This is a genomic window from Microbacterium sp. Leaf288, assembly GCF_001422925.1.
In the GTDB taxonomy this organism is placed as follows: domain Bacteria; phylum Actinomycetota; class Actinomycetes; order Actinomycetales; family Microbacteriaceae; genus Microbacterium.
Genome location: NZ_LMNI01000001.1, coordinates 267,618 through 291,027 on the forward strand (window position 1 = coordinate 267,618; position 23,410 = coordinate 291,027).

Below are 23,410 nucleotides of genomic sequence, written 5' to 3' on the forward strand. Positions count from 1 at the left end.
GGGAGTGTAAGCGCTTGCAGTATGCTGGCCGGATGACTTCCGCAGAGACCATCGAGCGCACGGACGCGTTCCTCACCACCGTGGGTGGCGAGTGGTGGCGCACCGCCGTCATCTACCAGATCTACCCCCGCTCCTTCGCCGACGCGTCGGGCGACGGCATCGGCGACCTCCCCGGCATCACCTCGCACCTCGACGACCTCGCGCACCTCGGCATCGACGCCATCTGGCTGAGCCCCTTCCAGCGCTCGCCCCAGAAGGACGCCGGCTACGACGTCAGCGACTACTGCGACGTCGACCCGCTCTTCGGCACCCTGGCCGACTTCGACGACATGCTGGCCGCGGCGCATGAGCGCAGCATCCGTGTCATCGTCGATCTCGTCCCGAACCACTCGTCCGACCAGCACGAATGGTTCCAGCAGGCCCTCGCCGCCGCTCCCCACAGCACCGAGCGCGCGCGCTACATGTTCCGCGACGGCAAGGGCGAGAACGGAGAGCTCCCGCCCAACAACTGGGAGTCCGTCTTCGGCGGTCCGGCATGGACGCGCGTCGTCGAGGCCGACGGTGAGCCGGGCCAGTGGTACCTGCACCTGTTCGACTCGTCGCAGCCCGACTTCGACTGGTCCAACGAGGAGGTCCGCGAGGAGTTCCGCCGCATCCTGCGCTTCTGGCTCGACCGCGGGGTCGACGGCTTCCGCGTCGACGTCGCCCACGGCCTGGTGAAGGCGGAGGGGCTGCCGGACTACATCCCGAACCCCGAGGCCGGCTCGATGGGCGGCGAGGCGGAGAACGTGCCGTACTGGGGCCAGGACGCCGTGCACGAGGTGTACCGCGACTGGCGCAGGATCCTCGAGGAGTACCAGGGCGACCGCGCCCTCGCCGCGGAGGCGTGGCTGCCCACCGCCGCGCGCACGGCCGAGTGGGTGCGTCACGACGAGATGCACCAGGCCTTCAACTTCCCGTACCTCGAGACGAAGTGGAACGCCGCCGACCTCCGCGAGGTCATCGAGGTGTCGCTGCACGCGTTCCCGGGTGTCGGCGCGCCCTCGACGTGGGTGCTCTCGAACCACGACGTCGTGCGCCACGCATCGCGCCTGGCGCTGACCGCCGAGAACCCGCAGGGTCACGGCATCGGCCCGGACTCCCCCGGCCAGCCGATCCGCGAGGTCGGGCTCGCCCGCGCCCGCGCGGCCACGACCCTCATGCTCGCCCTGCCCGGTTCCGCCTACCTCTACCAGGGCGAGGAGCTCGGGCTTCCCGAGGTCATCGACATCCCGGGCGACGCCCGTCAGGACCCGACGTGGTTCCGCACGAACGGCGAGCGGTACGGCCGCGACGGCTGCCGCGTGCCGATCCCGTGGAACGCGGATGCCCCGGCCTACGGCTTCAACGCGACCGGTGCGTCGTGGCTGCCTCAGCCCGCCGAGTGGGCGACGCTCGCCCGCGACGCGCAGACCGGCGTCGAGGGCTCGACGCTCGAGCTCTACCGCGCACTGCTCGCCGAGCGCCGGGCACGGTCGCTGGGCGCGGGGTCGCTCGAATGGATCGACGGATACGGAACGGATGCTGTCGCATTCCGCAACGGGAATGTCACCGTCATCGCGAACACCGGTTCCACGCCGATCTCGCTGCCGGGCGGTATCGTGATCGCGTCCAGCGGCCCTGTCGCGGACGGCGAGCTCCCGGGCGACACGACGGTCTGGATCGAGACCGCCTGACACGCGAGCTGGGCTCCGAGAAGGTACGGTGACGACGTGGTCAGCATCGACGAGGTCGCCCGCGCGGCGGGGGTCTCGACGGCGACCGTCTCACGCGCGCTGAGCGGACGCGGGCACGTCTCGGCGGGCGCGAAGGCGAAGGTCGAGGAGGCCGCCAAGAGCCTCGGGTATGTGGTGTCGGCCTCGGCCTCGAGCCTCGCCTCGGGCCGCACGCGCAACATCGGCGTGCTGGTGCCGTTCCTCGACCGCTGGTTCTTCTCGACCGTGCTGAGCGGGATCGCCTCGGCGCTCATGCGCCGCGGCTACGACATCACCCTCTACAGCCTCACCGCCGACCGCGGCGAGCGGCACGACATCTTCGACACGTTCCTGCGGCGCCAGCGCGTGGACGGGGTCATCGCGATCTCGCTCGAGCTCGGCCAGGAGGAGACCGAGCGTCTTGTCGAGCTCGACCTGCCGGTGATCGCGATCGGCGGGCCCAATCCGCTGCTCACGACCCTCACGGTCGACGACGTGGCCGTCGCGCGGCTGGCCACCGAGCACCTGCTCGCGCTCGGCCATCGCAGGATCGCGCACATCGGCGCGAGCCCCGAGTTCGACATCGACTTCCACATCCCGACGCAGCGCCGGCAGGGCTTCGAGCTCGCCCTGGCCGACGCCGGCATCGAGGTCAGCCCGTCGCTGTTCGAGCCCGCCGACTTCACCATCGAGGGCGGCTTCCGCGCCGCCAAGCAGCTGCTGGGAAAGCCCGGCAGCCGGCCGACCGCGATCTTCGCGGCATCCGATGAGATGGCGATCGGGGCACTGCTCGCCGCACGCGAGCTCGGCTACCGGGTGCCCGAGGATCTGTCGGTGATCGGCATCGACGGCCACGAGCTCGGCGAGTTCTTCCGCCTCACCACGGTCGACCAGTTCCCCCTCGGCCAGGGCGAGCGCGCCGCGGACGCCATCCTCGAGGCGCTGGAATCGACGGATGCCGAGACCCCCGTCCACCGGCCGGGCGAGCTGCCCTTCGAGCTCATCGTGCGGGGCTCCACGGCGCGCCTGCCGCAGTGACGGTGTCGCGACTTCTTCACCGGTCTCGGGAATAGTGTCGTATCGGAGCCTCACCGTTCGTGGATCAGGTGTGCGGGCCCGTTCGGGCGCCGCGACGGAGGGTCCACGACGGGGTCCTCGTCCCGATGAGAGGAGACGACAATGCCGAAGTACCTGATCGCATTCAACGACGAGTGGGTGCCCCCGCAGACGGCCGACCAGCTGCGCAGCAAGAGCGAGGCCTCGCAGGCGCTGTTGGAGGAGATGAAGAGCGCGGGCGTCTTCCTCTTCGCGGAGGGGGGCATCGACGCCTCGACCGCGGTCTGCAGCGTCGTCAGCGACAACGGCTCGCCGGTCTTCACCGACGGTCCGTTCGCCGAGACCAAGGAGCACCTCGGCGGGTTCACCGTCGTGGACGTGCCCGACGACGAGGCTGCCCGCTACTGGGCGGGACGACTGGCCGTCGCCCTCGACTGGCCGCAGGAGGTGCACCGCTTCCCCTCCGACATGACGGAGATCGTGGAGCGGCACGCGTCCGAGTCGTGACCGGCCCCGCCGTCGATCAGGCGCTCACCCGCGCCCACCTCGAGGAGTGGGCGCGGGTGGTGGCGGGGCTCGCCCGCCGCTTCGGCGATCTCGACCTCGCCGAGGACGCCGCCGCGGAGGCGTTCACGACCGCCGTCGAGCGCTGGCCGCGTGACGGCGTGCCACCGAACCCGGGTGCGTGGCTCACCACCACCGCGACGCGCAAGGCGATCGACCGGCTGAGACGTGAGTCGCGCCGCGACGACAAGCACAAGGCGGCGCTGATGCTGTCCGACGACTCTCCTCCCGAGCAGACGGGACCGATCGACGACGACCGGCTCCGGCTGATCTTCACCTGCTGTCATCCCGTCCTCGCCATGGAGGCCAGGGTCGCCCTGACGCTGCGGCTGCTGGGCGGGCTCACGGTCGCCGAGATCGCCCACGCCTTCCTCGTGCCGGAGACCACCATGGCGCGACGGATCACCCGTGCGAAGGCGAAGATCGCGGCCGCGCACGTCCCCTATCGGGTGCCGTCGGCGACCGATCTCCGAGGGCGGCTCGCCGGCGTGCTCGCGGTGGTCTACCTCATTTTCAACGAGGGCTATCTGGCGACCGGCGGCGACGACCCGATGCGGGCGGACCTGACCGACGAGGCGATCCGCCTGGGCCGGCTCCTGCGCACGCTCCTTCCCGATGAGGGCGAGGTGACGGGACTCCTCGCGCTGATGCTGCTCATCGACGCGCGGCGAACCGCACGCGTGTCCCGCACGGGCGAGCTCGTGACCTTGGAAGAGCAGGATCGCGGGGCGTGGAGCCGCGCTCTGATCGTCGAGGGCCACGCGCTGGTCCGAGAACGGATCGCTGCCGTCGCCGCCGGCGGAGAGCCGCCGGGTCGCTACCAGCTGCTCGCCGCGATCAACGCGGTGCACACCGCCGCCCCGTCGGCTCGCGACACCGACTGGTCGCAGATCGTCGCGCTCTACGACCGCCTGCTCGCCGCCGATCCGTCCGCCATCGTGCGTCTCAACCGCGCCATCGCGGTCGCCGAGATCGACGGTCCCGACGTCGCGCTCGCCGAGCTCGACCGGCTGCGCGCACCTCTCGACGGGTATCACGCCTACCACGCGGCGCGCGCCGACCTCCTCCGCCGGCTCGGGCGCAGCGAGGAGGCGCGGTCGGCGTACGACCGCGCCGTGCAGCTCGCCGGCAACCCCGCCGAGCGTGCGTACCTCGCCCGGCGCCGCGACCAGCTGGTGTGGTGACCCCGCCCCCGCCCCCGCCCTCGTCCCCCGCCCCCGCTCCCCCTGCGCCCGTTCCCCCCGCGCTTCCGCAGTCACTTCCGGCGCGTCCGCCCCTCCCGCACCCGCACAACGTGACTGCGCAGCACAGAACGTCTTTGCTTCCGCAGTCACTTCTGGCGCGTCCACCCCGCCCGCACCCGCAAAACGTGACTGCGCAGCACAGAACGTCTCTGCTTCCGCAGTCACGTTGTGCGGGTGGGGGTGAGAGGTCGCCGAGACGGACTGCGGAGCGGGAGGGGGCGCGGCGGCGCGGCCGCGTAGGCTCGACCGCATGACCCTCGACCTCGAAGCGATCTACGTCGATCTGCACCGGCATCCGGAGCTGTCCTTCCAGGAGACCCGCACGGCGGGGGTGATCGCGCAGCACCTGACGGGGCTCGGCATCGAGTTCGAGGAGGGGATCGGCAAGACCGGCGTCGCTGCGCGGATCTCCAACGGCGAAGGTCCCGTCGTGTGGCTGCGGGCCGACATGGACGCGCTGCCGGTGCCTGAGCAGACCGGTCTCGAGTACGCGAGCACGGCTCGCGGCACCGACCCGGCCGGCAACGACGTGCCGGTCATGCACGCGTGCGGACACGACATGCACGTCACCGCGCTGCTCGGCGCCCTCGAGCGCCTGGTCGCCACGAAGGACGAGTGGTCGGGCACGATCGTCGCCGTCTTCCAGCCCGCCGAGGAGTACGGCGCGGGCTCGCAGGCGATGATCGCCGACGGCGTGCTCGACCGCTTCCCGAAGCCCGACATCGTGCTCGGCCAGCACGTCACGCCGCTGCCCGCAGGCACGATCGGCGTGCGCAGCGGCACGCAGATGGCGGCATCCGACGGCCTCACCGTCACGCTGCTGGGCCGCGGCGGCCACGGCTCGCGTCCGCAGGCGACGATCGACCCGATCGTCATGGCCGCGGCCACCGTCATGCGGCTGCAGACGATCGTGTCGCGCGAAGTGGACCCCCGCGACGTCGCGGTCGTGACCGTCGGCTCGATCCACGCGGGTCTGAAGAACAACATCATCCCCGCCGAGGCGAGGCTCGAGCTGAGCCTGCGCTACCCCGACGACGAGGCCCGCGCCCGCGTGCTCGAGAAGGTGGAGCGCATCGTCCGCGCCGAGGCGCTGGCCTCCGGCGCCGAGGAGCCGCCGGTCATCGTCACCGACCACACGCTTCCTCCGACCATCAACGACGCCGGCGCGACCGCGCGCCTGACCGCCGCGTTCGACGGGGCGTTCGGCGACGGCACCGTGATCGACCCGGGCATGTTCACCGGCAGCGAGGACGTCTCGTGGTTCGCCCGCGAGGCCGGCGTGCCGCTGGTGTTCTGGTTCTGGGGCGGCGTCGACCCGGCGGCCTTCGCCGCGGCCACCGCCGCCGGCACGGTCGAGCGCGACATCCCGACCAACCACTCGCCGTTCTTCGCCCCCGTGCTCCAGCCCACGCTGGGCCGCGGCGTCGACGCGCTCGTGGTCGCCGCGCGCGAGTTCCTCGGCACGCCGACGGCGTAGGCGGTGGACGGATGCTGCGGGCCGCAGCATCCGTTCGCTCCGGTGTCGGCGCCGAGGGCGTCAGGCGGATTCGGTGACGGCTCCCGCGCGGGCGTCCTCTGCATCGAGCAGCCGCTGGAGCCCGCGGAAGTCGCGCATGAGGATGCGGGCCAGGACGAACGTGGGAAGCAGGGCGACCAGCCGCAGCCACCCCGCGACGTCGCCCCCGTAGTCGGCGTGCACGCGCGTCCCGCGACCCTCGGCGGAGCAGGCGTACTCGACGCGCGAGTTCCAGGGCGAGGTGGAGTGCCACACGACCCGCTCGTCGGGCTCGACGACTTCGAGCACGTCCTCGAAGCGGACGCGGAACGGGCCGATGATGTGGTCGACCGCGGTCCAGCGGCTCCCTACGCTCGGCGGTCCGTCGCCGACGCGCCTGCGGAGTTCGACCGCGGGCGCCCAGTCATGCCACGTGCCGGGGTCGGCGAAGTACGGGAACACGCGAGCCGGCGGGTGGTCGAGATGCACGTCCAGCGTCACGCGTCTCCACATGGCCGTCACACCATCGCGGGAACCGGGCGGTCGGGGTAGAGCTCCCGCATCGCCCTGTCGTACTGCCGCTTCATCAGCAGCTGGTACAGCAGGCGGATCGGCGCGGGGACGTTCGTGCGCATCCACTCGTCGCGCTCGGCCTCGGGCACGCTGGCGACCAGCAGTCCGAGCTGGAGGGACATGATGTCCTTGCCGAGCTCCTTGCGGTGCGCCATGAGCTCGGCCCGCGTGTGCTCCTCCATCCAGTCCCACTCCTGCTGGGAGAGGACGGCGCCGGCCACCGGCATGATGTCGTCCTCCTCCTGCCCGAGATGCGCGGTGAGGGTGTCGCGGAGATGCTCGATGTCGCCGGCGAACGCATCGCGCAGTGTGGCATCCGCCGTCCGCAGCCACGGCTCGAGCTGCGGCTCGATCAGGGCGAGCTGAGACGCGACCTCCGCGTGCTGCGCGCGCATCTGGTCGACGTGCAGCGCGCAGCCGGGGTCGCGCGAGACCAGCTTGTCCCACAGCGCGGCGTCCTCGGTCTCGTGGTGCATGTGCAGCGCAAAGAAGTCGAGGTGGGCGTACCGGCCGACGACCGCGGCACGTTCGACGTCGCCCGGGGGCACGCGGCGCACGAGCTCCGGCAGCTCGCGGTAGAGCCAGCGGAAGATCCTGTGGACCAGGATCAGGCCGGACGTGTCGCAGCCCGGTTCCTGCCCCTCCGGCATGGCCCCGGAGGAGGGAAGCTTGGTAGCCATATCGCACCCCCGATCCCCGCAGCTCGTCGGCGCTGACGACCCCAGGCGGTGATCAGCCGGATTCTACTCCCGGGGCGACCGCACCGCACCGGCCCTGCGACGATGACACCGCGCGTCACCGGGCGTGGCTGGGACCCGGGGGCGCAGCATCCGGTTCCTGCAGCTCCCGCGCGTCGGTGAGGCGCTGACCCGACGCGAGACCGGGGAGGCCCCGACGGGTGTCGGTCGTGAAGACCAGCACGATCGACACCACCGCGAACACCGAAGCCACGAACGTCCACGCGCCGGGGAGCGCGTTCAGCACGAGGTAGCCGCCGATGCCGGTGACGAAGCGCAGGAAGCGCGCGAGCCCGACCGGGAGCGGCCCGCCGGTGAAGCGCACCTGCACGGCGTGGTCGCCGATCGTGCCGCCCGTCGCGAGCGTCGCGACGAGCCACACGACGATCGGCACCGCGGAGCCGATGAGGTTCGCCGCGGATCCGTCGCGCACGGCGGCGTCCGCACCGAGCAGGTAGAGCACGAGCTGCACCGCGACGACCACCGTGAGGGTGAGCACCCAGGAGGCGAGCCCGTCGCACAGCATCCCCAGCAGGCGCCGCCCGCGCGTGACGGGCTGCGGCCGGTCCGCGTCGGGCAGGCGCGGCGACCCGCGGTAGCGCCGCGGCACGGCGAGCGCGAGCAGCGAGCCGAGCACCGCGCCCAGGGTGTTCGTGAGCAGATCGTCCACGTCGAACACGCGGTAGGCGCACGGGTAGAGGCCCCAGACCCCGGTGAGCTGGGTGACCTCGACGAACCCCGACAGCCCGACGCCGACGACGAGGGCCGTGACCACGCCGCGTCCGCCCAGCACACGGAGGAAGAAGCCGAGCGGCACGAAGAGCAGGACGTTGAGCAGCAGCTGCAGCACGGCGGGATCCGTCGCGAACCCGCTGCCTCGACGCACGATGGCCCCGCGCAGGTCGGCGGCGATCGCCGTCACGTCGATGTTCACGCCCGCGCACGCGATCGTGTCGGGGTGGGGCAGCGGCAGGAGCGTGTAGGTCCAGATCGCCATCACGTAGACGAGCGCGGCGCCCCAGACCACGAAGCGGCCGACGCCGAATCCGCCCCGACGGCGGTAGCTGAGCGCGACGAAGGGGACGAAGAGCAGCACCCCCACGACCACCCCCAGGGTGATCGCGAGCACACCGAGGATGATCTGCTCGTCCACGCTACGAGTGTCCCAGAGAGGCACCGCATGGATTTCGTGAGGATGGTCGTCGGGATGCATCCTCACGTTCTCCTCACGAGTAGCCTTACGGGCCGTGACGAACGAAAGCCGTGAGCCGTCGGTCGATGAGAAGCCGATCGCCAAGCGCCTCATCCTGGGGGATCCGCTCGCGTCCACCGACTCGGACGAGCACCTGCTCCCCAAGAAGCTGGCGCTGCCCATCTTCGCCTCGGACGCGCTGTCGTCCGTCGCGTACGCCCCGCAGGAGCTGCTGCTCATCCTCCTCACCGGCGGCCTCGCGTTCCTCGCGTTCGCCCCCTGGGTCGCGGCAGCCGTCATCGTGCTGCTGATCGTCGTCGTGATCAGCTACCGGCAGCTCATCAAGGCGTATCCCTCCGGCGGCGGCGACTACGAGGTGGCGCGCAAGAACCTCGGCGAGATCCCGGGCGTCATCGTGGCCTCCGCGCTGCTCGTCGACTACGTGCTCACGGTCGCGGTGTCGGTCGCCTCCGGCGTCGACAACATCATCTCGGCGCTGCCCGGCCTCAACCCCTGGCGCGTCGAGCTGGCGGTGGGCTTCGTCATCCTGATCGTCATCGTGAACCTGCGCGGCGTCCGCGAAGCGTCGCGCGCGTTCGCGATCCCGACCTACCTCTTCATCGGCTCGGTCGGGATCATGATCCTCGTCGGGCTCTTCCAGATCGTCACCGGCAACCCGCCCGTCGCCTCGAGCGCCCAGTACGAGGTGCAGACCGAGAGCCTCACACAGGCCGCCGTCATCCTGCTCGTGCTGCGCGCGTTCTCGAGCGGCTGCTCCGCCCTCACCGGCGTCGAGGCCGTGTCGAACGGGGTGCAGGCGTTCCGCAAGCCCAAGGTGCGCAACGCCCAGTCGACGCTCGCGATGATGGGCGGCATCGCGATCCTGCTCTTCGCCGGGCTCACCGCGATCGCGCTGGTCTCGGGCGTGCACTACGCCGAGAACCCCTGCGACCTCATCGGCTTCGACTGCTCCAACCCGCAGCCGAGCCTCATGGCGCAGGTGTCGTCGGCCGTGTTCGGCATGAACTCGATCCCGTTCTTCGTGATCCAGGCCGCGACCGCGGTCGTGCTGCTGCTCGCCGCCAACACGGCGTTCAACGGGTTCCCCCTGCTCGGGTCGGTGCTCGCCCGCGACGGGTACGCGCCCAAGGCGCTCAACACCCGCGGCGACCGCCTCGTGTACTCCAACGGCATGATCATCCTGGGTCTGGTCGCGATCGGCGTGCTCATCGTCTACCAGGCGAACCTCACCAACCTGATCCAGCTGTACATCATCGGCGTGTTCGTCTCGTTCACGATCGGCCAGATCGGCATGATCCGGCATTGGATGCGGGGGATCCGGGCGATCCGGGAGCTCCCGGCCGACGCGCGGCGCAGCGAATCCGCGCGCACCGAGCTCTTCGGCCTGCGCAAGGGTCTCGTCATCAATTCGCTCGGCGCCACCATGACGGCATCCGTCCTCATCATCGTGACCATCACGAAGTTCACGCACGGCGCGTGGCTCGTGTTCCTCGCGATCCCGATCCTGTCGTTCCTCATGGTGGGCGTGCACCGCTACTACCGCGACGTCGAGCACGAGATCGCGATGGACGACCAGACCCACTTCGGCTCGAGGGGCGACGTCGCCCTCATCCTCGTCAACAAGCTGCAGAAGCCGGTGGTGAAGGCCGTGGACTACGCCCTGGCCGCCAAGCACGACAAGACCTTCGCGGTGCACGTCTCGGTGACGAAGGAGGACGCCGCCGCCCTCGAGGAGGAGTGGCGGGCGCACCGCATGCCGATCCCGCTCAAGATCATCGAGTCGCCGTATCGCATGTACGCGAGCCCGATCGCCGAGTTCGTGAAGAGGTACCGCGAGGAGCACGGGTCGTCGGTGGTCACCGTCTACCTGCCGCAGTACATCGTCGGGCACTGGTGGGAGTCGATCCTGCACAACCGCCGCGCCCGCCGCATCGCTCAGCAGCTCATGCTCGTGCACGGCGTCTCCATCACCCTCGTGCCGTGGCTCCTGGACTCGTCCGAGCTCATCTACGGACGCCGATCGCACGTCCTGCCCGGCGACGAGCGGGCAGGTCGCGGCACGGCGCCGCAGGTGCACCGCGTCGGCCGTCGTGCCGTGCGCCCCGGAGGACCGCCCGAAAAGGCGGATGCCCCCGAACCCCCGGTGCCGACCAAGCCCTGACGGGCGCCCCGGCGCCGGGTGCGCCCCCCGAACGAGCACCCGGCGCCAGGAGGCGGCATCCCGCGTAGCCTTGAGGGGTGAGTTCTGCCGCCCCCGCCCCCTCCCAGGCCGCGCCTCTGGACGCCGCTGTGCTGCGAGCCGACTTCCCGCTCCTCGGCGAGCGCGTGAACGGCGAGCGCCTGGTCTACCTCGACTCGGGCGCGACGAGCCAGAAGCCGCAGGCGGTCATCGACGCCGAAGTCGACTTCCTCACGCGGGCGAACTCCGCCGTCCACCGCGGGGCGCACACCCTCGCGGCCGAGGCCACCGAGCTCTTCGAGGACGCCCGCACGACGGTCGCGGGCTTCGTCGGCGCACGCCCCGAGCAGCTGGTGTGGACGAGCGGCGCGACCGCCGGCCTCAACCTCGTCGCCTACGCGATCGGCAACGCATCGGTCGGTCGCGGCGCCCCCGCCGGCGCGCGCTTCGCGCTGAAGCCCGGCGACGAGATCGTCATCACCGAGACCGAGCACCACGCGAACCTCATCCCCTGGCAGGAGCTCGCCGCCCGCACCGGCGCGGTGCTGCGCCACATCCCCGTCCGTGACGACGGGACCCTGGACACGGATGCTGCCGCCACCCTCATCGGCGAGCGCACGCGGATCGTCGCGTTCACGCACGTGTCGAACGTGCTGGGCATCGTGAACCCGGTCGCCGACCTCGTCGCCCTGGCGCAGGGCGTCGGCGCGGTGACCGTGCTCGACGCATGCCAGTCCGCCCCGCACCTGCCGCTCGACTTCCCGGCGCTCGGCGTCGACCTCGCGGTCTTCTCGGGGCACAAGATGCTGGGGCCCTACGCCGTCGGAGGCCTCTACGGCCGCGCCGAGGTGCTCGAGGCCCTGCCGCCGTTCCTCACCGGCGGCTCGATGATCACCACCGTGACCCTCGACGAGGCGTCGTACCTGCCGCCCCCGCAGCGCTTCGAGGCCGGCACGCAGCCGGTGTCGCAGGCGATCGGGCTCGCGGCTGCGGTGCGGTACCTCAACGGCGTCGGCATGGACGCGGTCCACGCGCATGAGAAGTCGCTCGAGGCGCGCATGGGTGACGGCCTGCGCGCGATCCCCGGCGTGCGGCTGCTCGGCGACGCACCGGACGCGGAGCGCGTGGGCCTCTGGTCGTTCGACGTCGACGGTGTGCACGCACACGACGTGGGGCAGTTCCTCGACGCGCGGGGCGTGGCCGTACGCGTCGGGCACCACTGCGCGCAGCCGCTGCACCGCCGCTTCGGGCTCACCGCCTCGGTGCGCGCGTCGTCGGCGCTCTACAACACGGCGGACGACGTCGACGTGTTCCTCGACGCTCTGTCGGGTGTGCGCTCGTTCTTCGGAGCCGGCGCATGAGCGGCCTCGAATCGCTCTACCAGGAGCTCATCCTCGACCACTCCAAGCGCCCGCACGGCAAGGGCCTCGGCGCCGAAGAGGGCCGGGTCGCCACGTCGTACCAGCGCAACCCCATCTGCGGCGACGAGATCACCCTCCGCGTGCGCCTGTCCGCCGACGGCACGACCGTCGACGAGGTCACGTGGGACGGCGCCGGCTGCTCCATCTCGCAGGCGTCGGCGTCGATGCTCGCCGCGCTCATCGAAGAGCAGGAACGGATGCCGCGGGCCGAGGCATCCGCTCTCATCGAGGGATTCCGCGAAGCGCTGCGCTCACGCGGCGAGATCCCCCTGGACGAAGAGGTCTTCGGCGACGCCGCCGCGCTCTCGGGCGTCTCGAAGTTCACCGCCCGCGTCAAGTGCGCGATGCTCGCGTGGGTCGCCTTCGAGGACGCGACCGCCCGCGCCTGAGGAGCGGGCGACACCCCCACCCCCGGTCGTTGAGCGAGCGAGGAACGAGCGAGTCGAAACGCCCTGGGCGTCCGCGCTCGCCCCTGGCCGCGATCTTCAGTCGCCGCCGGCGACGGGGTGCGTGCGGTGCACCGTGATGTCGCCGTACCCGGCACGGGCGTAGAGCTCGACCGACGCCTCGCCCTCGACCGGACCCGCGGCCGCTGAGAGCTCGTTGCGCACGACGCCGTGCTGACTCGACACATCGAGCCACGCCGCGGTGCCGGAGCGGATGCCGAGGTCCACCGCGCCGTACGACGCCTCCACCCGCGCGGTCCCGCCGCTGAGGTCGCCGACGCGCACCGGGCCGTACGCCGATCGCACCGTGAGCGCGGGGCCCGGGTCGCCCAGGTGCACGACGCCGCTCGACGTCGCGATGTCGGCGACGCCCGAGACCGAACCGACGTCGATGCCGGCGTCGGATCCCTTGAGCCGCAGCGCTCCGTCGACGATGCCGATGCGCGCGCGGCCGGACTTGATGTCGACGTCGGCGTCGCCGCGCACATGCTCGACGCGCAGCTCGCCGTGCCCGAGACCGAGGTCTGCGCGACCGGTGCGCTCGAGGGTCGCGTCGCCGTAGTCCAGCGCGATGCGCGCGGTGCCGACCGCGCCGGCGACGCGGATCGAGCCGTACTTCAGCGCGAGCGAGACGTCCGAACCGGTTGGGATGCGCACCGACACGTCGACGGAGTCGCCCGAGCCGAACAGGTTGAACCGCACCGGGCCGACGATGCGCAGGTCGGACCCCGCCTGGGTCACCCGCACCGCCTCGGCCGCGCTGCGGTCGCCCGCGCGGTGCGGGTTCGCCGGCGCGACCTCGACCGCGAGGTCGCGCCGTCGTTCGGCGACGACGTCGATGCGGCCCATCTGCAGCTCGATGCGCACGGCGGCCGGGCCCGACACGGGGAACGTGGGCATCAGCGCACCCAGCCGGTGTAGGCAGAGCTCGAACCGCGGGCCGCAGGGGGTGCGGGTTCGACGGCCGCGGCGACGGCGCGCACCAGCCACGTGTTGAGCGAGAGCCCGTCGGCAGTCGCGGCCGCCTCGGCACGCGCCTTGAGCGAGTCGGGCAGGCGCAGGGTGGTGCGTGCAGGGGCGTCATCGGGATCATCGGATGCTGCGGCCGCGAGCACGACCTGACCGCTGGGGGTGGTGACCGCGCCCGCTGTCGCGGGCTCGGTCTGGGGCCGTGCGACGACGAACTCGACGTCGCGCCCGCGCAGGCGCACGTCCACGGACCCGGGCGCGAGCTCTCGCGTGATCTCGCCCGCCGCCTCGGACAGCGCCTCGAGGATCGCGAGCCGCACCGCCGGCTCGAGCGCCGCCGCGAGACGCGCCGCCACTTCGGAGTCATCGGGAGGTGCGGCGGCGGCGAGCTGACGCTGGAGCTCCTCGACGTGGGTCGCGATCTGCATGACGTCAGAGTGACATCAGAGTGGTGTCAAGTCAACGACGGGATGGCTGATGCGTCTGGTTGCCGTGAGCGTCGGGCGGGACGGCGTTCGGATTCCGTGAGGACGGCGGATGCAGCATCCGTCCCGGAGTTGCATCGAATCCGCACCTGAACCGCACCTTCCAGGAGACCCCGTGCTCGATGTCATCTACCTCACCCTGACGCTCGCGCTGTTCGCGCTCGTCGGACTCGTCGCCACGGCGGTGGAGAAGCTGGGCCCACGCGCCCGAGGCTCCGCCCGGCGCGAAGCGACGAGCGGAGAGGCGCGAGGATGATCGTCTTCTCGCTCGTGGGCGCCGCGCTCGGCCTCGCCGCGATCGTCTACCTCGTCGTCGCGCTCGTGAAGCCGGAGAAGTTCTGATGGACACCGCCACCGTGTGGACCGGCGTCTTGCAGATCGCCACGGTCATCCTGATCCTGGCGCTCCTCTACCGACCGCTGGGCGACGGGATCGCCCGTGTCTACAGCGCAGACAAGGACTGGCGCGTCGAGCGCGGGATGTACCGCCTCGTCGGCGTCGACCCTCGCTCCGAGCAGACGTGGCAGGCGTACCTGCGCGGTGTGCTCGCCTTCTCCGCCGTCGGCGTGCTCTTCGTCTACGCGCTGCAGCGCTTCCAGGCCGTGCTGCCGTACTCCCTGGGCCTGCCCCCCGTGCCCGAGGGCCTCGCGTTCAACACCGCGGTGTCGTTCGTGACCAACACCAACTGGCAGTCGTACTCTCCCGAGCTGACCATGGGCTACACCGTGCAGCTCGCGGGTCTGGCCCTGCAGAACTTCGTGTCGGCGGCCGTCGGCATCGCGGTCGCCGTCGCGCTCGTGCGCGGTTTCGCGCGGCGCGGGTCCGCGACGATCGGCAACTTCTGGGTCGACCTCACCCGCGGGATCACGCGCCTGCTGCTGCCGCTCGCCGTCGTGTCGGCGATCGCGCTCATCGCCGCCGGGGTCGTGCAGAACGTCAACGGATTCGTCGACGTCGGCACCGTCGCAGGCGGCACGCAGTCCATCCCGGGCGGGCCGGTGGCCTCCCAGGAGGCCATCAAGCTCCTCGGCACGAACGGCGGCGGATTCTTCAACGCCAACTCCGCGCACCCGTTCGAGAACCCGACGCCGTGGTCGAACGTGCTGCAGATCCTGTTGATCCTCGCGATCCCGGTCGCGCTGCCGCGGGCGTTCGGACGCATGGTGAACGACGACCGTCAGGGCTACGCGATCCTCGCCGTCATGAGCACGATCGCCGTCGTGTCGATCACGGCCGTGACGTGGCTCGAGTCGCTGGGCCTCGGCACCGCGCCGCAGCTCGCCGGCGCCGCGATGGAGGGCAAGGAGGCGCGGTTCGGCATCTGGGGCTCGACGCTCTTCGCCGGCGCGACCACCCTCACCTCGACCGGCGCCGTGAACTCGATGCACGACTCGTACACGGCACTCGGCGGCATGATCCCGATGATCAACATGATGCTCGGCGAGATCGCCCCCGGCGGCGTCGGGTCGGGCCTCTACGGCATGCTCGTGCTCGCCGTGATCGCGGTGTTCGTCGGCGGCCTCCTCGTCGGCCGCACGCCCGAGTACCTCGGCAAGAAGATCGGGCCGACAGAGGTCAAGCTCGCGAGCCTGTACATCCTCGTGACGCCCGCGCTCGTGCTCGCGGGCACGGCGTTGAGCTTCGGCATCCCGGCGATCCGCTCCGACATGGAGTCGACCTCGATCTGGAACCCGGGCGTCCACGGCCTCGGCGAGGTGCTCTACGCGTTCACCTCGGCGGCGAACAACAACGGCTCGGCGTTCGCGGGACTCACCGCGAACACGCCGTGGCTCAACACGGCGCTGGGTGTCGCGATGCTGCTCGGCCGGTTCCTGCCGATCGTGCTGGTGCTCGCTCTCGCGGGCTCGCTCGCCGCCCAGACACCGGTGCCCTCGACGGCCGGCACCCTCCCCACCCACCGCCCGCAGTTCGTCGGCCTCCTCGCCGTCGTCGCGGTCGTGATCACCGCACTCACCTACTTCCCCGTTCTCACGCTGGGTCCCCTGGCGGAAGGGCTCGTCTGACATGTCCACCGACGTTTCGTCTCGCTTCGCTCGCTCAACCGCCGGGGAGGCGGAGCCGACCGCACGCCCTGTCGCGGGCACGGTCGCGCCCCAGCCGCCGAAGCCGTCCTCCCGGGCGTTCAGCGCAGCCCAGCTGTGGGCGGCCGTCCCCGGCGCGCTGCGCAAGCTCAACCCCGCGGCTCTCTGGCGCAACCCCGTCATGTTCCTGGTGTGGGTGGGCGCCGCCTTCACCACGGCGATCGCGATCGCCGAGCCGTTCCTCGGCGGCCCCGAGCAGTCCGGCGGCACCGCCGTGCCCTTCGGCTTCACGTGGGGCATCGCCGTCTGGCTGTGGCTCACGGTGCTGTTCGCGAACGTCGCGGAGTCGGTGGCCGAGGGGCGCGGCAAGGCTCAGGCCGCGTCGCTGCGCAAGACCCGCACCTCAACCGTGGCGCGTCGCGTCATCGCCTATGACGGAGGAAGGGATGCCGCGGGAGAGCGCACCGAGACGGTCGAGGTCTCGTCGTCCGACCTGAAGCTCGGTGACGTCGTCATCGTGTCGGCCGGCGAGCTGATCCCGGGCGACGGCGACATCGTCGCGGGCATCGCGACCGTCGACGAGTCGGCGATCACGGGCGAGTCCGCGCCGGTCGTGCGCGAGTCGGGCGGAGACCGCTCGGCCGTCACCGGCGGCACCCGCGTGCTGTCGGACCGCATCGTCGTGCGCATCACGTCGAAGCCGGGCGAGACGTTCGTCGACCGCATGATCGCCCTCGTCGAGGGGGCCGCACGGCAGAAGACGCCCAACGAGATCGCGCTGAACATCCTGCTCGCGAGCCTGTCGATCGTGTTCGTGATCGTGGTGCTGACGCTCAACCCGATCGCCTCGTACGCCGCGTCTCCCGTGAGCATCCCGGTGCTGATCGCGCTGCTGGTCTGCCTCATCCCGACCACGATCGGCGCTCTGCTCTCGGCGATCGGGATCGCCGGCATGGACCGCCTCGTGCAGCGCAACGTGCTCGCGATGTCGGGCCGCGCCGTCGAGGCCGCGGGCGACGTCACGACGCTGCTCCTCGCCAAGACGGGCACGATCACGTACGGCAACCGCCGCGCCTCGGACTTCGTCGCGCTGCCGGGCGTCGGCGAGGACGAGCTCGCACGGGCGGCCGCGCTCTCGTCGCTCGCCGATCCCACTCCGGAGGGCGTCTCGGTCGTCGAGCTGGCCGCGGTGCAGGGTGTGCACGTCAGCGAGCCCGCCGGCTCCACCGTCATCCCTTTCACCGCCCAGACCCGCATGAGCGGCGTCGACCTCGCGGACGGCACGCAGGTGCGCAAGGGCGCCGGGTCTGCCGTGATCGCGTGGCTCGCAGCATCCGGATCCGATGTCCCGACCGCGGTGCGCGCCCACCTGACGAGCGAGACCGACGCCATCGCGCAGTCGGGCGGCACGCCGCTGGTCGTCGCCGAGCTCGATCCCTCCGGCGCGGGCCGTGTGCTGGGGGTGATCCACCTCAAGGACATCGTCAAGGACGGTCTGCGCGAGCGGTTCGAGGAGCTCCGGTCGATGGGCATTCGCACGGTCATGATCACCGGCGACAACCCCCTGACGGCCGCTGCCATCGCGAAGGAGGCGGGCGTCGACGACTACCTCGCCGAGGCGACGCCGGAGGACAAGCTCGCACTGATCCGCAGGGAGCAGGAGGGCGGCAACCTCGTCGCGATGACGGGCGACGGCACCAACGACGCCCCCGCCCTCGCCCAGGCCGACGTCGGCGTCGCGATGAACACCGGCACCTCCGCTGCGAAGGAGGCCGGCAACATGGTCGACCTCGATTCCGACCCGACGAAGCTGATCGACATCGTGCGCATCGGCAAGCAGCTGCTGATCACGCGTGGCGCGCTCACCACCTTCTCGCTGGCCAACGACATCGCGAAGTACTTCGCGATCATCCCGGCGATGTTCATGGGGGTGTTCCCGGGCCTGGCGGCGCTCAACGTGATGCAGCTGTCGTCGCCCGCGTCGGCGGTCACAAGCGCGATCATCTTCAACGCCGTGATCATCGTGATCCTCATCCCGCTGGCGCTGCGGGGCGTGAAGTACCGTCCGGCGAGCGCTTCGCAGATCCTCAGCCGCAACCTGCTCGTGTACGGGCTCGGCGGCGTGATCGCCCCCTTCATCGGCATCAAGCTCATCGACCTCGTCGTGAGCCTCATCCCGGGCTTCTGAGCCCTTCTGGAGACGCACATGTCCACCACCCGCTCCACTGTCCGCACGACCGGCGTCGCCGTCCGCGCGATGCTCGTATTCACCCTCGTGCTCGGCGTCGGGTACACCCTGCTCGTCACCGGCATCGGCCAGCTCGCCCTGCCGTGGCAGGCGAACGGCTCGCTGGTGCACAACTCTGCGGGCGACACCGTCGGGTCGGCGCTCATCGGGCAGTCCTTCATGGATTCCTCGGGCGCGGCGCTTGCGCAGTACTTCCAGTCGCGTCCGTCCGCCGCCGGCGACGGGTACGACAGCGGGGCGTCGAGCGGCTCGAACCTCGGCCCGGAGAACCCCGACCTCGTCTCGGCCATCGAGGAGCGCAGGGCCGCGATCGCCGAGCTCGAGGGCGTGGATCCGTCGCAGGTGCCCGCCGACGCGGTGACCGCGTCGGCCTCGGGTCTGGACCCCCACATCAGCCCGGCGTACGCGCTGCTCCAGGTGCCCCGGGTCGCTGAGGTGCGAGGGCTCGATGAGTCCGACGTGCACGACCTCGTCGAGGCGCACATCCAGCAGCGCGACCTCGGCTATCTCGGCGAGCCGCGCGTGAACGTCGTCGAGCTCAACCTCGCCCTCGACGCGCTGGGCTCGTGACCCTGCCCGGGGCTGCAGCATCCGTTCCCCCTCCCGGGTCTGGGGCGCGATGTGTCCGTTGGGGCGGAGAAGTCGCGCCCCAACGGACAGGATCCGCCCCAAACCAGGGGCAGCCAGGAAGAAATAGGGTGAGCACGTGAAGCGCGGCAAGCTGCGAGTGCTGCTCGGCGCGGCGCCCGGCGTCGGCAAGACGTACGAGATGCTCGAGGAGGGCCGCCGCCTCGCCGAGGACGGGCGCGACGTCGTGATCGCGGTCGTCGAGACGCACGGGCGCGCCGCCACTGCCGCGCTCATGGACGGACTTCCCGTCGTGCCCCGCACGCTCGTGTCGCACCGTGGCGTCGAGCTCAGCGACATGGACCTCGAGGGTGTTCTCGAGCGCAGCCCCGAGATCGCTCTCGTCGACGAGCTCGCGCACACCAACGCGCCGGGCCTGACGCATCCCAAGCGCTGGCAGGACGTCGCCGACCTCCTCGACGCGGGCATCGACGTCATCACGACGGTCAACGTGCAGCACATCGAGTCGCTCGGCGGGGTCGTCGAGCAGATCACGGGGGTCGCGCAGCGCGAGACGGTTCCGGATGCCGTGGTGCGCGCCGCCGACCAGGTCGAGGTGGTCGACCTCTCACCCCAGTCGCTGCGCGATCGCCTCTCCGCGGGGCTCGTCTACCCCGCCGAGCGGATCGACGCGGCCCTGTCGAACTACTTCCGGCTCGGCAACCTCACGGCACTGCGCGAACTCGCGCTGCTGTGGCTGGCCGACGAGGTCGACAGCGCCCTCAAGACCTACCGCGCGGAGCACGGCATCGAGGGTGCGTGGCAGGCGCGCGAACGCGTGGTCATCGCGCTCACCGGTGGCCCCGAGGGCGAGACGCTGCTCCGCCGCGGCGCACGCATCGCCGCGCGGTCGGCGGGCGGCGAGCTGCTCGCGGTGCACGTGTCGAGCCAGGACGGCCTCCGCTCGGGCGACCCGGGCGCCCTCGCCGCACAGCGGGCGCTCGTCGAGTCCCTCGGCGGCACGTACCACCAGGTCGTCGGCGACGACATCCCGCGCGCGCTCGTCGAGTTCGCCCGCTCGGTGAACGCGACGCAGCTCGTGATCGGCGTGAGCCGCCGCGGCCGCCTCGCGACGCTCTTCACCGGCCCGGGCATCGGGGCGACGGTGATCCGCGAGTCCGGCGACATCGACGTGCACATCGTCACGCATGACGCGGCGGGCGACCGTTTCCCGCTGCCGCGCGTGACCGGCGGTGCCCTGAGCGTCCGCCGCCGCGTGCTCGGGTTCGCGCTCGCGCTGATCGGCGGCCCGCTCCTCACGTGGCTGCTGGTCTCGCTGCGCAGCGAGGACACGATCACCAGCGACGTCCTCGCGTACCAGCTGCTCGTGGTCCTGGTCTCGCTCGTCGGCGGCATCTGGCCCGCGGTCTTCGCCGCGGTGATGTCGGGCTTCACCCTGAACTACTTCTTCGTGGCGCCCTACTACACGGTGTCGGTCGCCGACCCGCGGAACGTCTGGGCGCTCATCCTCTACGTCGTGATCGCCGTGCTGGTGAGCTTCATCGTCGACCGCGCGGCGCGCGCGGCGCGATCCGCCCGGCGTGCCGAGGCGGAGGCCGAGCTGCTCGCGAACGTCGCGGGCAGCGTGCTGCGCGGCGAGTCCGCGGTGCCCGCGCTCATCAGCCGCACGCGCGAATCGCTCGGGCTGGCCGGCGTGCGCCTGGTCGACGCCGACGGCTCCGTCGTCGCGACCGACGGCGAGCCCGTGCGCGACGGCCGCTACGAGGCCGTGACGGTCGCGCGCCGCAACGGGGGTCCGCCCGCGATGCTCGAGCTGCACGGCCACGTGCTCGACGCCTCCGAACGCCGGCTCATCGACGCCGTCGCCGCCCAGCTCTCGGCGGCCCTCGAGCACACCGACCTCACCGCCACGGCACGGCAGGCGGGAGCCCTCGCCGAGACGGACCAGGTGCGCAGCGCACTGCTGTCGGCCGTGAGCCACGACCTGCGCCGCCCGCTGGCCGCCGCCGTCGCCGCCGTCGGCGGGCTCCGCGCCGCGGGGCCGAACCTCTCACCCGAGGACCGGGCCGAACTTCTCGCGACGGCGGACGAGTCGCTCGCGACGCTGTCGGCGCTCGTCACCGACCTGCTGGACGTCAGCCGCGTGCAGGCGGGCGTGCTCGCGGTGTCGCTGCAGTCCGTCGACACCGCCGGCGTCGTCCTGGCTGCGCTCGACGAGCTCGGCGCCGGCCCCGACCGGTTCGAACTCGCCCTCGACCCCGATCTGCCGCACGTCGAGGCCGACCCGGTGCTGCTGCAGCGGGTGCTCGTGAACGTGCTCGCGAACGCCGCGCGCTACAGCCCGGCGGGATCGCGCGTGCGCGTCGCCACGAGCAGCCTGGGCCGCACCGCCGAGATCCGCGTCGTCGACCACGGCTCCGGCGTCTCGCCGGAGCGCCGCGACGACATGTTCGTCCCGTTCCAGCGGCTCGGGGACACCGACAACACCGCCGGACTCGGACTCGGGCTCGCCCTGTCGAAGGGGTTCACCGAGGGCATGGGCGGTACGCTCGCCCCCGAGGACACCCCCGGAGGAGGCCTGACGATGGTCATCGCGCTGCCGGTCGCGGACGCGATCCCCGCCGACGAGAGGTCGCTGCCGTGAAGGTCCTGATCGCCGACGACGATCCGCAGCTCGTCCGCGCGCTGCGGATCACGCTCGCCGCGCACGGCTACGAGGTCCTCGCCGCACCCGACGGGGCCGCGGCGATCGCCCTCGCCGCGAAGGAGCATCCCGACATCGTGATGGTGGACCTCGGGATGCCGCGCCTCGACGGCGTGCAGGTCATCGAGGCGCTGCGGGGCTGGACCACGGCCCCGATCATCGTCGTCTCGGGCCGCACCGGCTCCGCCGACAAGGTCGAGGCGCTGGATGCCGGCGCCGACGACTACGTCACCAAGCCGTTCCAGATCGACGAGCTGCTCGCACGGCTGCGGGCGCTCTCGCGACGCGTGACCGCAGCATCCGGTGTCCCCGTCGTCACCTTCGGGGACGTCGTGGTGGATCTCTCGACCAAGACGGTGACGCGCACGGGCGAGCGCGTGCACCTCACGCCGACGGAGTGGAAGATCCTCGAGTTCCTGGCACGCAACCCCGGCTCGCTCGTGACACGGCAGGCGCTGCTCAAGGACATCTGGGGCACCGAGCAGGTGGCCGACACCGGCTATCTGCGGCTGTACATGTCGCAGCTGCGAAAGAAGCTCGAGTCCGACCCGGGCAACCCCGCGCACCTGCTGACGGAGTCGGGCATGGGCTACCGCCTCCTTGCCGACGCCGCCGCCTGACCCGCGCCGCGGCTCTGCTTGCCGAAACACGGGCCGGTAACCACGACACGCCGGTGACGGATGCTGCGCCCCGGCGTGTCGCGTTGCGGACCCGTGCTTCGGCAGGTTGAGGGGCCGAGCCGGCCGCGGTCCCGGGTCAACCGAGGCCCTGGCGCTCCTCGTCGGCGGTGGGCGCGGCATCCCCCGCCACGGGCTTCGACGACAGACCGACCGAGCCTGCACCCGGCGCGTTCGACAGCGCAGCGGCCACCGCGACCGACTCGTCGACGTCGGGGTACTGCGGGCGCAACTGAACGGGGGTGCGGCGGCGCTGCTCGCGCTTGGCCCTGGAGGCCGCCGCCCACAGGTTGAGCGCCTCGACGAAGATCGCGAACGCCATCGGGCCGTAGATGAACGCCTTGTCGATGTGGAAGCCGAAACCCTCGGCCACCAGGAACACGCCGATGAGCAAGAGGAACGACAGCGCCAGCATCTTCACCGTGGGGTGCTTGTTGACGAACGCGAAGATGTAGCGCGACGCGAACAGCATGATGCCGAACGACAGCACGACGACCGTGATGATCACGACGAGGTTCTCCGTCATGCCGACGGCGGTGATGACCGAGTCGAGCGAGAAGACGAGGTCGAGCACGAGGATCTGCGCGATGACCGACCCGAACGTGATGCTCTTGCCGCCGCCCGCGCCGTGCCCCTCTTCGGCGCCCTCGAGCTTGTGGTGGATCTCGGTCACGGCCTTGTAGACGAGGAACAGTCCACCGGCGATGAGGATGATGTCCTTCCACGAGAAGCCCAGCTCCCCGATGAAGAACACCTCCTCCTTCAGCGTCACGATCCACCCGGCGAAGAGCACGAGGACGACGCGCATCAGCATCGCCAGGGTGAGGCCCAGGTTGCGGGCCTTGGCCTGCTGCTCCTTGGGGAGCTTGGACGCGAGGATCGAGATGAAGATGACGTTGTCGACGCCGAGCACCACCTCGAGGACGAACAGCGTCAGGAACACGGCGATCAGATCGGGCGTGAAAGCGAAGGAGAAGTCCACCCTGCAATGCTATGGGGGACGGATGCCGCAGCCTCCGTCCCCCCGGTTCGCAGC

General features: G+C 71.3%; 21 protein-coding genes. 15 read left to right on the plus strand and 6 right to left on the minus strand.

Annotated elements, in window-relative coordinates; genetic code table 11:
• The first annotated feature begins 32 nt into the window (after positions 1-32).
• From ASF40_RS01160 to ASF40_RS01180, 5 genes are all read left to right on the plus strand, one after another.
• Positions 33-1,715, plus strand: coding sequence for a glycoside hydrolase family 13 protein (locus ASF40_RS01160; RefSeq protein ID WP_056365255.1), 1,683 nt, complete (start codon positions 33-35; stop codon positions 1,713-1,715).
• Between the two features lie 36 nt (positions 1,716-1,751).
• Positions 1,752-2,771: a LacI family DNA-binding transcriptional regulator gene (locus tag ASF40_RS01165; RefSeq protein WP_045296269.1), complete on the plus strand. Its 1,020-nt coding sequence runs from the start codon at positions 1,752-1,754 to the stop codon at positions 2,769-2,771.
• A 141-nt stretch (positions 2,772-2,912) separates the two neighbouring features.
• Positions 2,913-3,296, plus strand: a complete 384-nt coding sequence (locus tag ASF40_RS01170; protein ID WP_056365258.1) for a YciI family protein — start codon at positions 2,913-2,915, stop codon at positions 3,294-3,296.
• A complete protein-coding gene (locus ASF40_RS01175) occupies positions 3,293-4,537 on the plus strand; it encodes an RNA polymerase sigma factor (protein ID WP_056365262.1) in 1,245 nt (414 codons plus the stop codon). The genes ASF40_RS01170 and ASF40_RS01175 overlap by 4 nt, the downstream gene beginning before the upstream one ends.
• 310 nt (positions 4,538-4,847) lie before the next feature.
• A complete protein-coding gene (locus ASF40_RS01180; protein WP_056365265.1) occupies positions 4,848-6,074 on the plus strand; it encodes an amidohydrolase in 1,227 nt (408 codons plus the stop codon).
• 60 nt (positions 6,075-6,134) lie between these two features.
• Here the strand turns inward: ASF40_RS01180 and ASF40_RS01185 are convergent, their stop codons facing one another.
• From ASF40_RS01185 to ASF40_RS01195, 3 genes are all read right to left on the minus strand, one after another.
• On the minus strand, positions 6,135-6,593 hold the full coding sequence (locus ASF40_RS01185) for an SRPBCC family protein (RefSeq protein WP_056365267.1): 459 nt from the start codon (positions 6,591-6,593) through the stop codon (positions 6,135-6,137).
• Positions 6,594-6,610: 17 nt separating this feature from the next.
• Complete coding sequence (locus ASF40_RS01190) at positions 6,611-7,345, minus strand: hemerythrin domain-containing protein (protein WP_082496785.1); 735 nt, start codon at positions 7,343-7,345, stop codon at positions 6,611-6,613.
• A gap of 115 nt (positions 7,346-7,460) precedes the next feature.
• On the minus strand, positions 7,461-8,555 hold the full coding sequence (locus ASF40_RS01195; RefSeq protein WP_056365274.1) for a VanZ family protein: 1,095 nt from the start codon (positions 8,553-8,555) through the stop codon (positions 7,461-7,463).
• 94 nt (positions 8,556-8,649) lie between these two features.
• Between ASF40_RS01195 and ASF40_RS01200 the strand changes: the two genes are divergently transcribed.
• From ASF40_RS01200 to sufU, 3 genes are all read left to right on the plus strand, one after another.
• Positions 8,650-10,776 carry an APC family permease gene (locus tag ASF40_RS01200; RefSeq protein ID WP_082496787.1) on the plus strand — a complete coding sequence of 709 codons (2,127 nt, stop codon included), beginning with the start codon at positions 8,650-8,652 and terminating at the stop codon, positions 10,774-10,776.
• 77 nt (positions 10,777-10,853) lie between these two features.
• Positions 10,854-12,155 (plus strand): SufS family cysteine desulfurase, encoded by a 1,302-nt coding sequence (locus tag ASF40_RS01205; RefSeq protein WP_056365281.1) that lies wholly within the window; start codon positions 10,854-10,856, stop codon positions 12,153-12,155.
• On the plus strand, positions 12,152-12,604 hold the full coding sequence (sufU, locus tag ASF40_RS01210; RefSeq protein WP_056365284.1) for a Fe-S cluster assembly sulfur transfer protein SufU: 453 nt from the start codon (positions 12,152-12,154) through the stop codon (positions 12,602-12,604). Before ASF40_RS01205 ends, sufU begins: the two co-directional genes overlap by 4 nt.
• A gap of 96 nt (positions 12,605-12,700) precedes the next feature.
• Here sufU and ASF40_RS01215 read toward each other — a convergent pair whose 3' ends face one another.
• Both ASF40_RS01215 and ASF40_RS01220 read right to left on the minus strand, forming a co-directional pair.
• Positions 12,701-13,561, minus strand: coding sequence for a DUF4097 family beta strand repeat-containing protein (locus tag ASF40_RS01215; RefSeq protein WP_056365287.1), 861 nt, complete (start codon positions 13,559-13,561; stop codon positions 12,701-12,703).
• On the minus strand, positions 13,561-14,058 hold the full coding sequence (locus ASF40_RS01220; protein ID WP_056365290.1) for a toxin-antitoxin system HicB family antitoxin: 498 nt from the start codon (positions 14,056-14,058) through the stop codon (positions 13,561-13,563). Before ASF40_RS01220 ends, ASF40_RS01215 begins: the two co-directional genes overlap by 1 nt.
• Before the next feature lie 172 nt (positions 14,059-14,230).
• Between ASF40_RS01220 and ASF40_RS21015 the strand changes: the two genes are divergently transcribed.
• The 7 genes from ASF40_RS21015 (at position 14,231) to ASF40_RS01250 (ending at position 22,317) form a co-directional block, all read left to right on the plus strand.
• Positions 14,231-14,371 (plus strand): hypothetical protein, encoded by a 141-nt coding sequence (locus tag ASF40_RS21015; RefSeq protein WP_157549346.1) that lies wholly within the window; start codon positions 14,231-14,233, stop codon positions 14,369-14,371.
• Positions 14,368-14,457 carry a potassium-transporting ATPase subunit F gene (locus ASF40_RS01225; RefSeq protein ID WP_045302164.1) on the plus strand — a complete coding sequence of 30 codons (90 nt, stop codon included), beginning with the start codon at positions 14,368-14,370 and terminating at the stop codon, positions 14,455-14,457. The genes ASF40_RS21015 and ASF40_RS01225 overlap by 4 nt, the downstream gene beginning before the upstream one ends.
• Positions 14,457-16,139, plus strand: coding sequence for a potassium-transporting ATPase subunit KdpA (gene kdpA / locus ASF40_RS01230; RefSeq protein ID WP_056365293.1), 1,683 nt, complete (start codon positions 14,457-14,459; stop codon positions 16,137-16,139). Before ASF40_RS01225 ends, kdpA begins: the two co-directional genes overlap by 1 nt.
• Before the next feature lies 1 nt (position 16,140).
• On the plus strand, positions 16,141-18,345 hold the full coding sequence (gene kdpB / locus ASF40_RS01235) for a potassium-transporting ATPase subunit KdpB (protein ID WP_056365295.1): 2,205 nt from the start codon (positions 16,141-16,143) through the stop codon (positions 18,343-18,345).
• Between the two features lie 18 nt (positions 18,346-18,363).
• Positions 18,364-18,975, plus strand: a complete 612-nt coding sequence (gene kdpC, locus ASF40_RS01240) for a potassium-transporting ATPase subunit KdpC (RefSeq protein ID WP_056365298.1) — start codon at positions 18,364-18,366, stop codon at positions 18,973-18,975.
• 136 nt (positions 18,976-19,111) lie between these two features.
• On the plus strand, positions 19,112-21,637 hold the full coding sequence (locus ASF40_RS01245; protein WP_056365300.1) for a DUF4118 domain-containing protein: 2,526 nt from the start codon (positions 19,112-19,114) through the stop codon (positions 21,635-21,637).
• Entirely contained in the window at positions 21,634-22,317 is a 684-nt protein-coding gene (locus ASF40_RS01250) for a response regulator (RefSeq protein WP_056365303.1), read from the plus strand. The genes ASF40_RS01245 and ASF40_RS01250 overlap by 4 nt, the downstream gene beginning before the upstream one ends.
• Before the next feature lie 136 nt (positions 22,318-22,453).
• Here the strand turns inward: ASF40_RS01250 and ASF40_RS01255 are convergent, their stop codons facing one another.
• Entirely contained in the window at positions 22,454-23,356 is a 903-nt protein-coding gene (locus ASF40_RS01255) for a TerC family protein (protein ID WP_056365306.1), read from the minus strand.
• Between the last annotated feature and the right edge of the window lie 54 nt (positions 23,357-23,410).

Coding starts and splice junctions, on each gene's coding strand:
- ASF40_RS01170 (WP_056365258.1), top strand. CDS start 2,913: ATGCCGAAGTACCTGATCGCATTCAACGACGAGTGGGTGCCCCCGCAG.
- kdpC (WP_056365298.1), top strand. CDS start 18,364: ATGTCCACCACCCGCTCCACTGTCCGCACGACCGGCGTCGCCGTCCGC.
- ASF40_RS01190 (WP_082496785.1), bottom strand. CDS start 7,345: ATGGCTACCAAGCTTCCCTCCTCCGGGGCCATGCCGGAGGGGCAGGAA.
- ASF40_RS01220 (WP_056365290.1), bottom strand. CDS start 14,058: ATGCAGATCGCGACCCACGTCGAGGAGCTCCAGCGTCAGCTCGCCGCC.
- ASF40_RS01180 (WP_056365265.1), top strand. CDS start 4,848: ATGACCCTCGACCTCGAAGCGATCTACGTCGATCTGCACCGGCATCCG.
- ASF40_RS01215 (WP_056365287.1), bottom strand. CDS start 13,561: ATGCCCACGTTCCCCGTGTCGGGCCCGGCCGCCGTGCGCATCGAGCTG.
- kdpA (WP_056365293.1), top strand. CDS start 14,457: ATGGACACCGCCACCGTGTGGACCGGCGTCTTGCAGATCGCCACGGTC.
- sufU (WP_056365284.1), top strand. CDS start 12,152: ATGAGCGGCCTCGAATCGCTCTACCAGGAGCTCATCCTCGACCACTCC.
- kdpB (WP_056365295.1), top strand. CDS start 16,141: ATGTCCACCGACGTTTCGTCTCGCTTCGCTCGCTCAACCGCCGGGGAG.
- ASF40_RS01160 (WP_056365255.1), top strand. CDS start 33: ATGACTTCCGCAGAGACCATCGAGCGCACGGACGCGTTCCTCACCACC.
- ASF40_RS01225 (WP_045302164.1), top strand. CDS start 14,368: ATGATCGTCTTCTCGCTCGTGGGCGCCGCGCTCGGCCTCGCCGCGATC.